Annotated in this window: 15 protein-coding genes; 7 read left to right on the plus strand and 8 right to left on the minus strand. The window is 65.1% G+C overall.

Annotation, left to right across the window (positions count from 1 at the left end):
• Nucleotides 1-110: 110 nt before the first annotated feature.
• Nucleotides 111-998 carry a non-homologous end joining protein Ku gene (locus tag ACNJX8_RS35165; RefSeq protein ID WP_128936175.1) on the plus strand — a complete coding sequence of 296 codons (888 nt, stop codon included), beginning with the start codon at nucleotides 111-113 and terminating at the stop codon, nucleotides 996-998.
• A gap of 118 nt (nucleotides 999-1116) precedes the next feature.
• Here ACNJX8_RS35165 and ACNJX8_RS35170 read toward each other — a convergent pair whose 3' ends face one another.
• From ACNJX8_RS35170 to ACNJX8_RS35195, 6 genes are all read right to left on the minus strand, one after another.
• Nucleotides 1117-1806, minus strand: coding sequence for a response regulator (locus ACNJX8_RS35170; protein WP_439358446.1), 690 nt, complete (start codon nucleotides 1804-1806; stop codon nucleotides 1117-1119).
• On the minus strand, nucleotides 1803-4526 hold the full coding sequence (locus tag ACNJX8_RS35175) for a DUF4118 domain-containing protein (RefSeq protein WP_439358447.1): 2724 nt from the start codon (nucleotides 4524-4526) through the stop codon (nucleotides 1803-1805). The genes ACNJX8_RS35170 and ACNJX8_RS35175 overlap by 4 nt, the downstream gene beginning before the upstream one ends.
• A gap of 37 nt (nucleotides 4527-4563) precedes the next feature.
• Entirely contained in the window at nucleotides 4564-5166 is a 603-nt protein-coding gene (locus tag ACNJX8_RS35180) for a K(+)-transporting ATPase subunit C (protein ID WP_439358449.1), read from the minus strand.
• Nucleotides 5167-5276: 110 nt separating this feature from the next.
• The gene (gene kdpB, locus ACNJX8_RS35185; RefSeq protein WP_439358450.1) at nucleotides 5277-7391 is read right to left on the minus strand and encodes a potassium-transporting ATPase subunit KdpB; all 2115 of its coding nucleotides are present in this window, start codon (nucleotides 7389-7391) and stop codon (nucleotides 5277-5279) included.
• A gap of 17 nt (nucleotides 7392-7408) precedes the next feature.
• Nucleotides 7409-9112 (minus strand): potassium-transporting ATPase subunit KdpA, encoded by a 1704-nt coding sequence (kdpA, locus tag ACNJX8_RS35190; protein ID WP_439358451.1) that lies wholly within the window; start codon nucleotides 9110-9112, stop codon nucleotides 7409-7411.
• Nucleotides 9113-9150: 38 nt separating this feature from the next.
• Complete coding sequence (locus tag ACNJX8_RS35195) at nucleotides 9151-9240, minus strand: K(+)-transporting ATPase subunit F (RefSeq protein WP_091879689.1); 90 nt, start codon at nucleotides 9238-9240, stop codon at nucleotides 9151-9153.
• Between the two features lie 385 nt (nucleotides 9241-9625).
• Between ACNJX8_RS35195 and ACNJX8_RS35200 the strand changes: the two genes are divergently transcribed.
• The 4 genes from ACNJX8_RS35200 (at nucleotide 9626) to ACNJX8_RS35215 (ending at nucleotide 12635) form a co-directional block, all read left to right on the plus strand.
• Nucleotides 9626-10093 carry a hypothetical protein gene (locus tag ACNJX8_RS35200; RefSeq protein WP_439358452.1) on the plus strand — a complete coding sequence of 156 codons (468 nt, stop codon included), beginning with the start codon at nucleotides 9626-9628 and terminating at the stop codon, nucleotides 10091-10093.
• Between the two features lie 6 nt (nucleotides 10094-10099).
• Nucleotides 10100-10228: a hypothetical protein gene (locus tag ACNJX8_RS35205; RefSeq protein WP_256477640.1), complete on the plus strand. Its 129-nt coding sequence runs from the start codon at nucleotides 10100-10102 to the stop codon at nucleotides 10226-10228.
• A gap of 166 nt (nucleotides 10229-10394) precedes the next feature.
• Nucleotides 10395-11030: a uracil phosphoribosyltransferase gene (upp, locus tag ACNJX8_RS35210; protein ID WP_439358453.1), complete on the plus strand. Its 636-nt coding sequence runs from the start codon at nucleotides 10395-10397 to the stop codon at nucleotides 11028-11030.
• A 33-nt stretch (nucleotides 11031-11063) separates the two neighbouring features.
• On the plus strand, nucleotides 11064-12635 hold the full coding sequence (locus tag ACNJX8_RS35215) for an AMP-binding protein (protein WP_439358454.1): 1572 nt from the start codon (nucleotides 11064-11066) through the stop codon (nucleotides 12633-12635).
• 32 nt (nucleotides 12636-12667) lie between these two features.
• Here the strand turns inward: ACNJX8_RS35215 and ACNJX8_RS35220 are convergent, their stop codons facing one another.
• On the minus strand, nucleotides 12668-13834 hold the full coding sequence (locus tag ACNJX8_RS35220; RefSeq protein WP_439358455.1) for an acyl-CoA dehydrogenase family protein: 1167 nt from the start codon (nucleotides 13832-13834) through the stop codon (nucleotides 12668-12670).
• Nucleotides 13835-14122: 288 nt separating this feature from the next.
• On the opposite strand from ACNJX8_RS35220, the gene ACNJX8_RS35225 reads away from it, so the two are divergent.
• Nucleotides 14123-14575, plus strand: coding sequence for a MaoC family dehydratase (locus tag ACNJX8_RS35225; protein WP_128937897.1), 453 nt, complete (start codon nucleotides 14123-14125; stop codon nucleotides 14573-14575).
• Nucleotides 14575-15426 (plus strand): HpcH/HpaI aldolase/citrate lyase family protein, encoded by an 852-nt coding sequence (locus tag ACNJX8_RS35230; RefSeq protein ID WP_439358456.1) that lies wholly within the window; start codon nucleotides 14575-14577, stop codon nucleotides 15424-15426. Before ACNJX8_RS35225 ends, ACNJX8_RS35230 begins: the two co-directional genes overlap by 1 nt.
• A 67-nt stretch (nucleotides 15427-15493) precedes the next feature.
• Here the strand turns inward: ACNJX8_RS35230 and ACNJX8_RS35235 are convergent, their stop codons facing one another.
• Nucleotides 15494-15877 carry a hypothetical protein gene (locus ACNJX8_RS35235; RefSeq protein ID WP_439358457.1) on the minus strand — a complete coding sequence of 128 codons (384 nt, stop codon included), beginning with the start codon at nucleotides 15875-15877 and terminating at the stop codon, nucleotides 15494-15496.
• Nucleotides 15878-15916 lie beyond the last annotated feature (39 nt).

A 15916-nucleotide genomic window follows, 5' to 3' on the forward strand; every position in this document is an offset into this window, starting at 1 on the left:
CCGCTTCTCTTTCGGCATTCCAAGCCTATCACGGCGAAAGTCCCACCCGGAACCAAAACCCCACGGACGGGTTGGGGTTCCAAAACGCCTTGAAAACGCTGGAGAATGGAATGGCCCCGCGTGCCTATTGGAAGGGAACGTTGAAGCTCTCGCTGGTCAGCTGTCCGGTCATGCTCTATCCGGCTGCGACCGCCGCGGAGAAGACTCGGTTTCATCTCATCAACCGCGAGACCGGGAACCGGCTCAAGCAGCAGATGATCGATTCCGAGACCGGCGACGTCGTCGAGAGCGACCAGAAGGGGCGCGGCTACGAGCTGAGCAAGGGCAAATATGTCGAGGTCGAACCGGAGGAGCTCGAGGCGGTCCAGATCGAGAGCAACCACACCATCGACATCGAGAGCTTCGTGCCGAGCGAGGAAATCGACCAGCGCTACCTCAACCACCCCTATTACATCGCCCCCGATGGCAAAGCCGCGGTCGACGCCTTCGCGGTGATCCGCGACGCCATGAAAGATCAGGACCGCGTGGCACTCGCAAAAATCGTGCTCACCAACCGCGAGCACGTGATGGCGATCGAGCCGCTCGGCAAGGGCCTGCTCGGCACCACGCTGCGCTATCCTTACGAGTTGCGGGACGAGGACCAGTTCTTCGAGGACATCAAGAGCCCGAAAATCACCAAGGACATGGTCGAGCTCGCTGGCCACATCCTGCACTCCAAGGCCGCGCATTTCGATCCTAGCGAATTCAAGGACGAGTACGAGAACGCGCTGAAGGCGCTGGTGAAGCGCAAGGCCAGCGGCAAGAAGATCGAGCTGCCGGAGCCCGAAGAACGGCCGAGCAACGTCGTCAGCCTCATGGATGCGCTGAAGCAGAGCCTGAAGGGACGCGGAAGAGGGAAAAAGACTGCGGCGAAGTCCCATGCGCGGCGTGCGCAGGGGCGGCACCGAGCCGCCAGGAAGGCGCACCGGTCGCCAGCGCGGCATCGCAAGGCGGGTTGACTGTCATTCCGGGGCGATGCGAAGCATCGAGCCCGGAATCCATCGTGCCAAGCGCGACTGGCGGAGAAATGGATTCCGGGGGCTCGCGCTGACGCGCGCCCCGGAATGACGGCTGACCCTAATCCCCGGCCTTCAGCCTGTATCCGATCCCCGTCTCCGTCAGTACATATTGCGGCCGTTCCGGGTCGGCTTCGATCTTCTGGCGGAGCTGACGGACATAGACGCGCAGATATTGAGCATCCGTCAGCTCGTCCCAGAGCTCCTTGAGCAGGAAGCGGTGGGTGAGCACCTTGCCGGCGTGCTGCACCAGCACGCGAAGAAGATCGTATTCCTTCGGCGACAGCTTCACGTCGCGCTCGCCGACCTTGACGATGCGGCGCACGAGATCGACGGAGAGGTCGCCAGTGCGGAACACAGGGCGCTCGCCCTTGACCTGAAGTTGGTGGCGCAGCGCGGCACGCAAGCGGGCCAGTAGCTCGTCCATGCCGAACGGCTTGGTCAGGTAATCGTCCGCGCCAAGGTCGAGCGCCTGCACCTTGCCGGCCTCATCGCCGCGGCTCGACAGCACCACGATCGGCACGCCCTCGTTGCGAGCCCGGATGGTGCGCAGCAGCTCGTGGCCCTGGATGTCGGGCAGGCCGAGATCGAGGATGATCAGCGCCGGCTCTTCGGCAAGCTTGTCCAGCGCGGTCTTGCCGTTCGACGCCTCCAGGATTTCATAGCCCTGCGTCGTCAGCCCCATCCGCAGCAATTTTCGGATCGGTGGCTCGTCATCGATGACCAGAACCTTGATCAGGGCAGCACTCATGCAGCGGTATCCAATGCGTGGGTCTGCACTGGGACGGGCAGACGGATGGTGAGGATCGCGCCGCTCCGGTCGCTGCGGTTGGCGGCCGAGATCGTGCCCCGCATCGCCTCGACGAAGCCGCGGGAGATGGCAAGGCCGAGCCCGGTGCCGGGACGGACATGGTCCCCCTTCTGCACGCGATAGAACTTGTCGAACACGCTCTCAAGCTCGTCGGGTGGGATGCCGCCGCCCTCATCGGCGATCTGGAGAACGACGTGATCCCGCTCGCGCTGACTGCGGATCGCAATCGTGGTGTCGGGCGGCGAATATTTCGCGGCGTTGTCGAGCAGGTTGAACAGCACTTGCTCGAACAGCACGGCATCGAGCTCGAGCATCGGCAGATCGGCCGCCAGCACGAGCTCGACCTTGTGGGCAGCGAGGATCTTGGCCGCCCGCCGCAGCGCGCTACCGACGATCTCGCCGAGATCGTGCAGCGCCGTGTTGGGCACGATAGCGCCGGATTCGAGCTTGGTCATGTCGAGCAGATTGGCGATGAAGCGGTTGAGCCGCTCGGATTCGTCGATCACGGTCGCGAGCAGGTCGCGCTTCTCGGTGTCCGAGAGCGCGCCGGCGAGGTCGCGCATGGTGGAGGCCGCCCCGAGCACGGAGGCCAGCGGCGTCTTCAAATCGTGCGAGATCGAGGTCAGGAGCGCCGAGCGCAGCCGCTCGGATTCGACGGTGCGCTTGACGCGGTCCATGTCCTCGACCAGCAGCACGCGCTCGATCGCGAGTGCGCCCTGGTCGACCAGCGCGTCGAGCAACCGGCGCTGGTCCGGGGTCAATAGCGGGCCGGTGCGGTCGTTGTCGATGCCGATGACGCCGATCGGCCCGCGCCCGGTGCGCATCGGCAGGAACAGCCGTTTCGCACCCGGCAGCGTGTCCGAGCCGCGGCCTGCGGGGCGGTCGTTGCTCCAGGCCCAGTTGGCGGCGGCGAGGTCGGCCTGATCGAGCTCATCCTCCGGCGGATAGCCGGATTTCACCGTGAGCAGGCCCTCTTCCGGCAGCAGCAACACGACGCGGACCTTCAGCATCAGCGCGATCTGGTAGGCGGTTGCCCACAAGACGTCGTCGAGCGTTGCGGTGCCGGCGAGCTTGCGGCTGAAGGCATGGAGCTGCTCGGTCATCCGGATCCGACCGATCGCGGTGTCGGCCTGGATGCGCACGCGCGCCGCGACATTGGAGACGATCATCGCCACCACCATGAACAGCACGAAGGCGGCAACGTTGGTCGGGTCGGTGATCGTGAAGGTGTAGATCGGCGGAATGAAGAAGAAGTTGTAGCAAAGCGACGCCGCCACTGTTGCCATCAGGGACGGCCACAAGCCATAGCGGACGGCAACCGCGACGACCGAGGTCAGCAGCACGAGATCGACGTTCTCGAGGCCGAAATAGGGCTGGATCAGCTCGGCGGCGCCGAGGCCGATCAGCACGATGCCGAGCGCCTTCAGATAGGGCCGAGGGTTGAACGGCTCCGAGCGAGCAGCGGTCTGCACCGCGGTCTTGGGCACGGCCTCGCCGGGCAGCTCGTCACCGGCGATGACATGGACCGTGATGTTGCCGGCGCGGCGCACCAGGTCATGCACGACTGAGCCGCGCGTCATCTCGAACCAGCGCGAACGCGTCGACTTGCCGATCACGATCTGGGTGACGTTGTTGCCTTGCGCGAAGTTGACGACGTCGTCGGCGATGCGGCGGCCGACGGCGGGAATCGTCAGCGCCTCGCCGCCGAGCGATTCGGCCAGCCGCAGCGTATCGGCCAGCCGGTCGCGCTCATCGTCGGACAATTGCAGGGATCGCCGCGTCTCGATCGAGAGCGCGGTGAACGGGGCGTGCAGCCGATCGGCCAACCGCTTGGTATAGCGCACGAGGCCAGCCGCGCGCGGATCCTCGCTGACGCAGACCAGGATGCGCTCGCCCGCAGCCCACGGACCGGCGATGGCGTTCGCCTGCATATGGATGAGCAGTTGCTCGTCGACCCGCTCGGCCGTGCGCCGCAGCGCGAGTTCGCGCAACGCGGTCAGGTTGCCTGGCGAGAAATAATGCTCCAGCGCCCGCTCAGCCTGCTTGGGCACATAGACCTTGCCCTCCTTCAGCCGCTGGATCAGATCATCAGGCGTGAGGTCGATCAGCTCGATCGCATCGGCCCGGTCGAACACCGAATCCGGCACGGTCTCGCGCACCCGCACATGGGTGATCTGGGCGACGACGTCGTTCAGGCTCTCGATGTGCTGGATGTTGACGGCGGTATAGACGTCGATGCCGTGGGAGAGCAGCTCCTCGACGTCGAGATAGCGCTTGGGGTGGCGGCTGCCCGCCGCGTTGGTGTGGGCGAGCTCGTCGACCAATGCAATCTGCGGCCGGCGCGCGATCACGGCGTCGAGGTCCATCTCCTCGACCACCTGGCCGCGGTAATCGAGCCGCTTGCGCGGGACCACCTCGAGCCCGCGCACCAGCACCTCGGTCTCAGCGCGGCCGTGGGTCTCGACGAAGCCGACCACGACGTCGACACCCGCCTTGCGCTTGGCGTGAGCGCTTTGCAGCATCTCGTAGGTCTTGCCGACGCCGGGGGCGGCGCCGACGAAGATCTTCAGCCTGCCGCTCGCGCTCTCCTCCCGCCGCGCTGCTTCCAGCAGCGCCTCGGGCGACGGACGTTGTTCGGGATCACGGCGCTGTTGAACCATCAGGCCAATATAATCACCCCCGCGTGCCGAGCCTAGACTACTTCGCGGCGCGGTCGAGCGCGAGATTCAGCGCCAGCACGTTGACGCGGGGCTCGCCGATCAGGCCGAGCAAACGGCCTTCGGTGTTGGCAGCCACGAGTTGCTCGACTTGATCCTCCGGCATCTCCCGCGCCTTCGCCACGCGCGGCACCTGGAATTGCGCCGCCTCCGGCGAGATATCAGGGTCGAGGCCGCTGGCCGACGTCGTGACCAGATCGACCGGCACGGCCGCATTCGGGTTCTCAGCCTTCAGCTTGTCCACATCTTCCTTGAGCCGGTCGGCCAGCGCCTTGCTGGTCGGGCCGAGATTGGAGCCGCCCGAATTGGCGGCGTTGTAGGGCGCCGGCACCGTTTTGGTTGAATCATTAGGGTCCGGCGCAACCGTCGCCGAAGGGCGGCCGTGAAAGTATTTGTCCTCCTTGAACTCCTGCCCGATCAGGGCGGAGCCGACCACCTCGCCGTCCCTCTCGATCAGGCTGCCCTGCGCCTGCACGGGAAACAACGTGCCGGCGATGGCAGTCATTGCCAGCGGATAGGCAAGGCCCGTGATGGCGGTGAGCGCCAGCAACAGCACGATGGCGGGGCGGATTTCTCTGAGCATCTTGGTTCTCCTATGTCTTCCGTCATTGCGAGCGAGGCGAAGCAATCCAGAGTCTTTCCATGGAGGCAGCCTGGATTGCTTCGTCGCAAGGGCTCCTCGCAATGACGCGGCTATGCCAAATGCAAGGCGGTGACGACGAGGTCGATCGCCTTGATGCCGACAAAGGGAATGACGATGCCGCCGAGGCCGTAGATCAAGAGGTTGCGTTGGAGCAGCGCGCCGGCGCCGACGGCGCGGTAGGCAACGCCTTTCAGCGCCAGTGGGATCAGCGCGATGATGATGAGCGCGTTGAAGATGATCGCCGACAGGATGGCGCTCTGCGGACTCGACAGGTTCATGACGTTGAGCACGCTGAGTTGGGGGTAGAACGCCAGGAACATCGCCGGGATGATCGCAAAATACTTGGCGACGTCGTTGGCGATCGAGAACGTGGTCAGCGCACCGCGCGTCATCAAGAGCTGCTTGCCGATCTCGACCACCTCGATCAGCTTGGTCGGATTGGAATCGAGGTCGACCATGTTGCCGGCCTCGCGGGCGGCCTGGGTGCCGGTGTTCATGGCGACACCGACGTCGGCCTGCGCGAGTGCCGGCGCATCGTTGGTGCCGTCGCCGCACATGGCGACCAGCTTGCCCTTGGCCTGCTCGTTGCGGATCAGCTTGAGCTTGTCCTCCGGCGTTGCCTGCGCCAGGAAATCGTCGACGCCGGCCTCCGCCGCGATCGCAGCCGCCGTCATCGGATTGTCGCCGGTGATCATGATGGTGCGGATGCCCATGCGCCGAAGCTCGGCAAAGCGCTCGCGGATGCCGCCCTTGACGATGTCCTTGAGCTGGATGACGCCGAGCAGCTTGCCGTCCCTGGCGACGGCCAGCGGCGTACCGCCGGCCTTCGAGATATCATCGGCAATGGCCTGGATCTCGCGACCGAGATCCGACAGCGCGGCCGGCTGGATTGCCCGCGCCGCGTTACCGGAGGCAACGGCCAGCGGCGCGCCGCCGCCGACGTAATTCAGCATGGCATCGACCGCGCCCTTGCGTACCGACGAACTGCCGGCATCGACGCCGCTCATGCGGGTCTGCGCGGTGAACGGGATGAAAGTGGCGCCAAGCTCGGCCATGTCGCGGCCACGGATGCCGTATTTCTCCTTCGCCAGCACGACGATGGAGCGGCCCTCCGGTGTCTCATCGGCGAGCGAGGCGAGTTGGGCCGCGTCCGCCAGTTCCTGCTCGGTAACACCGCGCACAGGACGGAAGGCCGTCGCCTGCCGGTTGCCGAGCGTGATGGTGCCGGTCTTGTCCAGCAGCAGCGTGTCGACGTCACCGGCAGCCTCGACGGCGCGGCCGGACATCGCCAGCACGTTGAAGCGCACCAGGCGGTCCATGCCGGCGATGCCGATCGCCGACAACAGCGCGCCGATCGTGGTCGGGATCAGCGTCACGAACAGGGCGACCAGCACGATCACTGAGATCGAGCCGCCGGCATAGGCCGCATAGCTCGGGATGGTGACGGTGGCGAACACGAAGATGATGGTGAGACCGGCGAGCAGGATGTTGAGCGCGATCTCGTTCGGGGTCTTCTGCCGCTCGGCGCCCTCGACCAGCTTGATCATGCGATCGATGAAAGTCGAGCCCTGGGCTGCGGTGATGCGGACGCGGATCCAGTCCGACAGCACCTGCGTGCCACCGGTGACCGCAGAGCGGTCGCCGCCGGATTCGCGGATCACGGGTGCGGATTCGCCGGTGATGGCGGCCTCGTTGACGGAGGCGACGCCCTCGATCACCTCGCCGTCGGAAGGAATGGTGTCACCGGCCTCGACCAGCACGATGTCGCCGACCTTGAGGCTCGTGCCAGGCACGAGCTTGAAGGGCTGCTCGGCACCGGTCAGGAGCTTGGCCTGGCTTTCGGTGCGGGTCTTGCGCAGCGATTCGGCCTGCGCCTTGCCGCGGCCTTCGGCCACCGCTTCGGCGAAATTGGCGAACAGCACCGTGAACCAGAGCCAGACGATGATCTGGAAGGTGAAGCCGAGGCTGGCACCGCCGGTGACGACGTCACGCAGGAAGATCACCGTGGTGAGCGCAGCCACGACCTCGACCACGAACATGACAGGGTTCCTCACCATCAGCCGCGGATCGAGCTTGGTGAAGGAGGCGCTGATCGCGGGCATCACGATTCCGGGATCGAGCATTGCCGACATCGGCGCACGTTTTTGCAGTTTCAACGTATCCATGGAGGCCACTCCAACAATCAGAACAGGTTGCCGGCGTTCATCGCCAGATGTTCGACGATCGGGCCGAGCGCGTGCGCCGGGAAGAAGGTCAGGCCGCCCATGATCAGGATGACGCCGACGACGAGGCCGACGAACAGGGCGCCGGTGGTCGGGAACGTGCCCATGGACGGTGGAATCGACTTCTTCTCCGCAAGCGATCCCGCGATCGCCATGGCCGGGACGATCATGAAGAAGCGGCCGACGAACATCGCGCTTGCCAGCGTCAGGTTGTAGAACAACGTGTTGCCGGTGAGCCCGGCGAAAGCCGAGCCGTTGTTGCCGGCCGCCGATGTGAAGGCGTAGAGCACTTCGGTGAAGCCGTGCGGTCCGGCATTTGCCATGGAGGCGACTGCCGCCGGATAGACCACGCCGACGGCGGTCCAGCCGAGGATCATCAGCGGCAGCACCAGGATGGCCAGCATCGCCATCTTGACCTCGCGCGCCTCGATCTTCTTGCCGACATATTCCGGGGTGCGGCCAACCATCAGTCCTGCGACGAAGATCGCGAGAATGACGAACAGCAGCATGCCGTACATGCCGGCGCCGACGCCACCGACAATGATTTCGCCGAGCTCGATGTTGATCAGCGGGATCATGCCGCCGAGGGCGGTAAAACTGTCATGCATCGCATTGACCGCACCGCAGGAGGCAGCGGTGGTGACGACGGCGAACAACGAGGACGCCACGATGCCGAAGCGGACCTCCTTGCCCTCCATGTTGCCGCCGGTCAGACCCAGCGCATGGAGCGTCGAGGTGCCGTGCGCCTCCGCCCAATAGGTGATGGCGACGCCGGCCAGAAACAGCACGCCCATCACGGAGAGGATCGCCCAACCCTGCCGCTGGTTACCGACCATGCGGCCGAATACGTTGGTGAGCGCGGCGCCGAGCGCGAAGATCGAGAGCATCTGCACGAAGTTCGACAGCGCGGTCGGATTCTCGAAGGGGTGCGCGGCGTTGGCGTTGAAGAAACCGCCGCCATTGGTGCCGAGCATCTTGATCGCAACCTGCGAGGCGACCGGCCCGACCGCGATGGTCTGCTTGGCGCCTTCGAGCGTGGTCGCCTCGATGTACGGCCCGAGCGTCTGCGGCATGCCCTGCCAGACCAGGAACAGCGCATAGACGACGCAGATCGGCAGCAGCACGTAGAGCGTACACCTGACGACGTCGACCCAGAAATTGCCGACCGTGCGCATCGAGGCGCGCGAGAAGCCGCGGATCAGGGCCATCGCCAGCGCGATGCCGGTCGCGGCCGACAGGAAGTTCTGGTGCGTCAGGCCGAGCATCTGCACGAGATAGGACAGCGTGCTCTCGCCGCCGTAGTTCTGCCAGTTGGTGTTGGTGATGAAGGAGACCGCGGTGTTGAAGGAGAGATCCTCGGCGACCGCGCTCTGCCCGGCCGGATTGAAGGGCAGCACGGCCTGAAGCCGCATCACGCCGTAGATGATGAGGAAGCCGCCGACATGGAACAGCAACATGGCGACCGTGTAGGTCAGCCAGTGCTGCTCGCGCTTCTCGTCGACGCCGGAGATCCGGTAGATGCCGGCCTCGATCCGGCGCAACACCGGCGACAGGAACGTCCGCTCGCCGCTGAAGACGCACGTCATGTACCAGCCCAGCGGCTTGGTCAGCGCGACGATGATGGCACAATAGAGAATGATCTGGAGCCAACCGATCACGGTCATGGAGAGAGCCTTTGTGGAATCGTTTGAGCGGCGCCCGCTCAGAACCGTTCGGGCCGCAACAGCGCGTAGGTGAGATACATCAGGAGGCCGAACGAGACGGCGCCCGCGAGCGCATAATCGAAGATCATGGCCCGCTCCGTCACAGCCGCTCGCAGGCGTAGGTGTAGCCGACCGCAAGCGCGAAGAAGGCAAAGCCCAGCGCCAGCATCAGAATGTCCATCATGGAGATGATCCTCGTCTGTCCCTATGCCCGGCAATTATTCTCGGCCTGCCGGCAGCACGACGCTGACGTGCCACTGCGGACATAGGTTTTCGAGACGGAGGCCGCGGCGAAGTTATAGGAATCTCATAAAGGCCTGCGAGCTGGCTTGCCGTGTTTGGTCAGGCAAGCGCATCCGCGCCTTTATGAAATCCTTATATCTTCAGCCCCTTTCTCACCTCGTTTTCAAATGCCGTTCCAGCCATCTTGGACACGCCGGCCGACTGACCGACGCAGATGTCCACGAGGTCTAAGTGACCGCCGCTCTCGAACGCCGTGATCTGCTCTTGCTGGGTGAACGCATTCGCGCCGCGAGTGCAGTGACTCGGCCGTTGATGATCGAGATCATCGATACGGCGTGCCGACGCTTCCCCTCGCTCAGGCAAAGCGCAGGCACCGCGCGCGTCATGAGCCTGATCGACGTCGAGGCTTGGGCCGATGCCGCGCTCACATTGATGGAGCTCGAGCTGCCGCTTTGGCAAGTCCGCCGTATCGCCTATGACGATGGGGAGTGGCATTGCGCCCTGTCGCGCCAACGCGAACTGCCGGACTGGCTGGACTCGGCGGTCGAGGCCCGCCATGCCGACCTTGCGCTCTCTCTGATGTCGGCCTTTGCCGAGGTGCAGGTGCGGACCGCGGAGGCAGCCCGGCCGAGCGTTCCCTCTGTTCGTCCGGTCCGCGATCCGCTCTACGAGCCGATCGGCTGCGACAATGTCGGTTAAACCCGCATGCAGACCGGCAGGCGAAATCTGGAGCGGGTGGTCACCGTTATCGTCTTGACGATGACGCTGAGCATGATCTGGGGCGCCGTGCTGACGCTCGTGATCGCGCTGGCAGCACGGGGCCTGGGCGTTTAGGGTCGCGCCGCCGCGCGCGGCAACTGCACGCGAGCTGACCATGGCTGCCTTTGAAGCGAGCAACCGCGCGCGCAGCGCAGCCGCAATGCCCGGTTGAGGCCAGCTATCCCGCAGAAAGGGCCTGCCCGATCTGGCGCAATTTCACGGAACCGTGTAGAGCGGTTTCATGAGCACAAGCAGCGTCAATGTCGTCGCCCACCCCCTGGTCCAGCACAAGCTCTCCTTGATGCGGGAGAAGGACCGCTCGACCAAGAGCTTTCGCGAGATCCTGAACGAGATCGGGATGCTGCTCTGCTACGAGGTGACGCGTGACCTGCCGCTGGAGCTGGCCGAGATCGAGACGCCGATCGCGCCGATGCAGGCGCCGAAGATCGCCGGCAAGAAGCTCACGCTGGCGCCGATTCTGCGCGCGGGCGTCGGCTTCCTCGACGGCATGCTGGCGCTGATGCCCTCGGCGCGCATCGCCCATATCGGGCTCTACCGCGACCCCGAGACGTTGCAGGCCGTGGAATATTACTTCAAGGCGCCGCAGGATCTGTCCGATCGCACCGTGATCCTGATGGATCCGATGCTGGCCACCGGCAATTCGGCCTGCGCCGGCGCGTCCCTGCTCAAGGCGCGCGGCGCCCGCGACATCCGCTTCGTCTGCCTCTTGGCCGCGCCCGAGGGCATCGCGAAGTTCCAGAGCGAGCATCCCGACGTGCCGGTCTGGACCGCCGCGATCGACGAGCGGCTCAACGACCACGGCTACATCGTGCCGGGCCTGGGCGATGCCGGCGACCGGATGTTCGGCACCAAGTAGACAGCTTCGCGCGATCGGGTTACTCCGATTGCCATGCTGACCGACAGATTTTCGCTGCAATCGCTGATCCGGACCGAGGCCGCCAGTCCCGTCTTCGTGTTCGACGGCACGCCGGTCACGCCCGCAGAGTTCTCAGAAAGGATCGAGCAGACCGCCGCCTGGCTCGCCGCGCACGGAATCGGCAGGGGCGACGTCGTCGCGGTCTGGCTGGTCAACCGGATCGAATGGCTCGCACTGTTGTTCGCCGCCGCCCGCCTGGGCGCGGTCGTTGCCGCCGTCAATACGCGCTATCGCGGCGCGGAAGTCGCGCATCTGCTTCGGGTGTCCGGTGCCAAGCTGATGGTGCTCGAAGCCGCGTTCCGCTCGATCGACTTTGCCGCCATTCTCGCCGATATCGCCAAGGACGAGGTGCCCGCACTGCGACAGCTCGCGGTGGTCGGCGCGGATGCCATCCCGGCGCACTGGCCTTGTGTGCGGTTCGATGCCTTCGAGCGGCCCTATCCGCCCGCCCCGCCGGCTCAGGACGACATCGACCTGCCGGTACTGCTCTACACGACATCGGGCACGACCAAGGGCCCGAAGCTCGTCGCCCATTCGCAGCGGACGCTGGCAACGCACGCCGCTTCCGTTGGCAAGGCACTCAAGCTTGATCCACAGCGCCATTCGCTGCTAGCGATGCTGCCGTTCTGCGGCACGTTTGGCATGACGAGCCTGCTCGGTTTCATCGCAGCGGGCGCGACCATTCATGTGCTCGACGCCTTCGAAGCGGCGCCGGCGGCGAAGATCCTCAGCGCGTGCAGGATCACGCACTCCTTCGGCTCGGACGAGATGTTCCGCCGCATCCTCGCGCTCACCGATGCACCACGTCCGTTTCCGCATCTCGAAATCTGCGGCTTCGCCGCGTTCCAGCCCGGCTGGCGCGAGCTGGCCGCGGAGGCCGAGGCGCGCGGCATGTCGCTGTTCGGCCTCTACGGGTCGAGCGAGGTGCAGGCGCTGTTCTCGATCGGCCGCGGCAGCGATGCCTTCGCCAACCGCATCGAAGGCGGCGGCTGGCCGATGTCGCCGGACGCGAAAGTCCGCGTCCGCGATGTCGAGACCGGCGAGCTTGCGGACAGCGGCGTTTCCGGCGAGATCGAGATCAGCGCGCCGTCGCGCTTCCTCGGCTACTTCAACAATCTCGAGGCGACGCGCGAAGCGATCACCGCCGACGGGTTCTTCCGCACCGGCGACATCGGCCACCTGCGCGGCGATGGCTCCTTCGTCTACGAGACGCGCGCAGGCGATGCGATGCGGCTCGGCGGCTACCTGGTCGCGCCCGGCGAAATCGAAGACGAGCTCAAATCGTGCGCTGGGGTGGCCGACGCTCAGGTCGTTGCGGTCGATCTTAGGGGTCAGGCACGCTGCGTCGCCTTCGTGATCCCGGCTGGAGAGCCACCGCGACAGGACGCGCTGACTGCCCATCTGCGCGAGCGGCTCGCCGGCTACAAGGTGCCGGCGCGGATCTATGTCGTGGACGCCTTTCCCGTCACCGACAGTGCCAATGGCGTCAAGATCCAGCGCGCCAGGCTTCGTGGCATGGCCATGGAACGGATCGCCGCCGAATAGGCCAGCCTGTTTGGTTGCGCCACAAGACTCGTTCAGTAGGACTTCGCGAGCCCCAGCACCTTTTCCGCGATGAAGCTGAGAGCGAGCTGCGGGCTGACCGGCGCGATGCGCGGGATCAGGATCTCGCGCAGGTACCGCTCGACGTGGAATTCCTTGGCGTAGCCAAAGCCGCCATGGGTCATCACGGCCTGCTCGCAGGCCGAGAAACCGGCTTCGCCGGCGAGATACTTTGCCGCATTGGCTGCGGCGCCGCAGGGCATGCCCTTGTCGTATTGCCAGGCCGCCGACATCACCATCAGCCAGGCCGCCTCGAGCTCGACCCAGTTCACCGCCAGCGGATGCTGGATGCCCTGGTTCTTGCCGATCGGGCGGTTGAACACCACGCGCGTCTTGGCGTACTCGGTCGCGCGCGACAGCGCGAGCTTGCCGAGCCCCACGGCCTCCGCCGCGATCAGGATACGCTCCGGGTTCATGCCTTCGAGGATGTACTGGAAGCCTTTGCCTTCCTCGCCGATCCGATCCTCCATCGGAATTTCAAAGTCCTCGAAGAACAGCTCGTTGGAATCGACGATCTTGCGGCCCATCTTCTCGATCTCGTGCACCTTGATCCTGTTGCGGTCGAAATCGGTGTAGAACAGGCTGAGGCCGTGGGTCGGCGAGCGCACCTCTTCCAGCGGCGTGGTGCGCGCCAGCAGCAGGATCTTGTGCGCGACCTGCGCGGTCGAGATCCACACCTTCTGACCGTTGACGATGTAGCGGTCGTTCTTGGCGACCGCGCGGGTCTTGAGCTGCGTGGTGTTGAGGCCGGTGTTGGGCTCGGTGACAGCGAAGCAGGCTTTCTCGCGGCCCTCGACCATCGGCGGCAGCATGCGCCTGCGCTGCTCCTCGGTGCCGAATACGACCACCGGATTGAGCCCGAATACGTTGATATGCACGGCCGACGCACCGGACATGCCGGCGCCGGACTCCGCGATGGTGCGCATCATGATCGCGGCTTCCGTGATGCCGAGCCCGGAGCCGCCATACTCCTCCGGCACGCAGATGCCGAGCCAGCCGGCATCGGCCAGCGCCTTGTGGAAGTCGTGCGGGAAGCCGCCGTCATGGTCCTTCTTCAGCCAATAGGCGTCGGGAAAGCCTTCGCAGATCTTGGCGATGGCGTCGCGAATGGCTTCCTGCTGATCGGTGAGCGCGAAATCCATGTTCTTGATCTCCTTATTGGGAGCAGCGGCGACTCACGGGCCCGATCTTGAGGCGAGTTGGAAAATGACCGTGGCAGCCGCGACCGCGCGCAATCTCTCTTCTCTTCGCGTGCCCCACCCAAAAGGCCATGGCCGATTGCTGCGCCGGACGTTCCCTCGGTTGCGTTCTTTAGCTGGAAAAACTGAATACAGATACGTGAATTTGTCTGCCAACTGTGTGTACCATGCATAGGGTCATGCGGCGCGACTGTGCGAGCGCGCTGTTATTTCGCAGGGAGGGAAACCGCGATGGCCGGACTTTATTACGAGGATTTTTCCGTGGGCCAGGAGTTCAGGCATCCGCTGACCCGGACCGTCACGGAGATGGACAACACCATGTTCAGCCTGCTGACACTCAACCCCCAGCCGCTGCACATCGACGCGCATTTCTCCGAAAAGACCGAATTCGGCCAGCGCATTTTCAACAGCCTTTACACCCTCGGCATCATGATCGGCATGACAGTCTATGATACGACCCTGGGGACTACCGTTGCCAATCTCGGCATGACCGACGTCACTTTTCCAAAGCCTGTCTTCCATGGCGATACGTTACGGGCAACGACGAAGGTGCTTTCGTTGCGGGAATCGAAATCGCGCCCCAGGGCGGGCATCGTCGAGTTCGAGCACCACGCTCTTAACCAGAACGACGAGGTCGTCGGCAAATGCCGGCGCATGGCGATGATGCACAAGAGGCCAGTCTGATGCGTTCGATGCTGTTCGTGCCGGGTGATTCCCCGCGCAAATTCGAGAAGGCGAGCGAAGGCAAGGCCGACGCGCTGATCATCGATCTCGAGGACTCCGTCGTCATCGAGAAGAAGGACGAAGCGCGCGGGTTGACGCTGGCGATGCTGAAGGGCTCTCGCGGCCCGCACCAGCTCTATGTCCGCGTCAACGCGCTCGACACCGGCATGACGCTCGCCGACCTCGCGGCGGTGATGCCCGGCAAGCCCGACGGCATCGTGCTGCCGAAATCGCAAGGCGGCGACGATGTGCGGCAGGTGGCAACTTGGCTCGAAGCGTTCGAGGCGGCGTCTGGCATCAGGGTCGGCACGACGCGTATCGTCTGCGTCGCGACCGAGACCGCGGGCTCGATCTTCGGCCTCGGCAGCTACAAGGGATGCTCCCCGCGCCTCGCCGGCCTGATGTGGGGCGCGGAAGACCTCTCGGCCTCGCTCGGCGCCACCGAGAAAGCCTCGGGCGGCGTGTTCCACAGCCCCTATCGGCTCGCGCGCGATCTCTGCCTGATGGCGGCGGCGGCGGCCGAGGTCGCACCGATCGATACCGTCTATACCGACATCGACAATCTCGCCGGCCTCGAAGCCGAAACGCGCGCGGCACGGCGCGACGGTTTTTCGGCCAAGGCCCTGATCCATCCCAAGCATGTCGATATCGTCAACGCGGCCTTCGAGCCGACCGACGCCGAGCGCACATGGGCTACGAGGGTGATCGCCGCGTTCGCGAGCAATCCCAATTCCGGCACGCTGCGGCTCGACGGCCAGATGATCGACAAGCCGCATCTTCGCGCCGCGAAGAAGATCCTCGGCCAAGCCTAGATCAGGACGCAAGCCTCGCCATGATCGTGCGCCAAGCCGCGCTGATTGCGCGGACTATCGATCGGCCTCAGTCGAATCCCTGAACGGGCGGCGTCGAGGTTTGCGGCGGCACGGCGGGCGCGGCTTGAACCGGCGGCGTCGGATTGCCGGCAGCTCTCATCTGGCCGTTGGCAGCCATCGCCTCGCGCGCGGGCGGTGGGACGCGGGTCGCGGCCGCGCGACGCGGCGGCTGGCGGTGCCTTGCCGACTGCGAACCTCTCATGCCCCAGGATCGGGCGATCGAAGGTCCGGCGGTGTAGCCGACCAAAGCTCCCGCGACGGCTCCGACCGGGCCTAGCACGACCGCACCGGATAAGGCGCCGAGCGCTGCATCGCCCGCGCGCTCCTGCGCAACTGCGCTCGCGGGCACGCAAGCCAGCATTGCAATGGCGGTGATCAGAGCCTTGTTCATCGGAGTGCCTCCCTCGCGGGAGATCACTCCTGCTCAAAT

Origin of the sequence: Bradyrhizobium sp. SPXBL-04, assembly GCF_051853035.1 — a bacterium.
Lineage (GTDB): Bacteria > Pseudomonadota > Alphaproteobacteria > Rhizobiales > Xanthobacteraceae > Bradyrhizobium > Bradyrhizobium zhanjiangense.